Annotated in this window: 1 protein-coding gene; it reads left to right on the top strand. The window is 63.1% G+C overall.

Annotation, left to right across the window (positions count from 1 at the left end):
* On the top strand, positions 1–1,424 hold a 1,424-nt coding region (ilvD, locus tag PQQ52_RS34580; protein ID WP_408221516.1), incomplete at both ends, for a dihydroxy-acid dehydratase.

A 1,424-nucleotide genomic window follows, 5' to 3' on the forward strand; every position in this document is an offset into this window, starting at 1 on the left:
GGCGCCGACGCGAATCCGCAGATCTTCGGCACGCCGACGATTTCGGACGGCATGTCGATGGGCACCGAAGGCATGAAGTATTCGCTGGTGTCGCGTGAAGTCATCGCCGACTGTATCGAGACGTGCGTGCAAGGTCAGTGGATGGACGGCGTGGTCGTGATCGGCGGCTGCGATAAGAACATGCCCGGCGGCATGATCGGCATGTTGCGTACGAACGTGCCAAGCATCTACGTGTATGGCGGCACGATCCGTCCGGGCAACTGGAAGGGCGTCGACCTGACCATCGTGTCCTCGTTCGAGGCAGTGGGCGAATTCACGGCCGGCCGAATGACGCAGGAAGATTTTGAAGGGGTCGAAAAGAACGCGTGCCCGTCGACGGGTTCGTGCGGCGGCATGTACACCGCCAACACGATGAGCTCGTCGTTCGAGGCACTCGGCATGTCGCTGCTGTATTCGTCGACGATGGCCAATCCGGACCAGGAAAAGGTCGACTCGGCCGCCGAATCGGCACGCGTGCTGGTCGAAGCGGTCAAGAAAGATCTCAAGCCGCGCGATATCGTCACCCGGAAATCGATCGAGAATGCAGTGGCCGTGCTCATGGCCACGGGCGGCTCGACCAATGCGGTGCTGCACTTCCTCGCCATCGCGCACGCGGCTGAAGTGGAATGGACCATCGAGGACTTCGAGCGCATGCGCAAGAAGGTGCCGGTGATCTGCAATCTGAAGCCGTCGGGTCAGTTCGTGGCGACCGATCTGCACAAGGCTGGCGGCATTCCGCAAGTCATGAAGATTCTGCTCGACGCAGGTCTGTTGCACGGCGATTGCATCACGATCACCGGCAAGACGATCGCGGAAGAACTGAAGGACGTGCCGGGCAAGCCGCGCGCCGATCAGCAAGTGATCTTCCCGATCGACAAGGCGCTGTACAAGGAAGGCCACCTCGCGATCCTGAAGGGCAACCTGGCCGTAGACGGCGCGGTTGCCAAGATCACCGGTCTGAAAAACCCCGTCATCACCGGTCCGGCCCGCGTGTTCGACGACGAGCAAAGCGCGCTGGAAGCGATTCTGGCCAACAGGATCGTCGCCGGCGACGTGGTCGTGCTGCGTTACCTCGGCCCGAAGGGCGGCCCCGGCATGCCGGAAATGCTCGCACCGACGTCGGCGATCATCGGCAAGGGGCTCGGCGAAACTGTCGGCCTCATCACCGACGGCCGTTTCTCGGGCGGCACGTGGGGCATGGTGGTCGGTCACGTCGCGCCGGAAGCGTTCGTGGGCGGCACGATCGCGTTCGTGCAGGAAGGCGACTCGATCACGATCGACGCGCACAAGCTGCTCCTGCAGCTGAACATCGACGACGCCGAACTGCAACGCCGCCGCGCCGCATGGCAACAGCCGAAGCCGCGCTACACGCATGGCGTGCTGGC

It is taken from the genome of Paraburkholderia sediminicola (genome assembly GCF_046030555.1).
Lineage (GTDB): Bacteria > Pseudomonadota > Gammaproteobacteria > Burkholderiales > Burkholderiaceae > Paraburkholderia > Paraburkholderia sediminicola_E.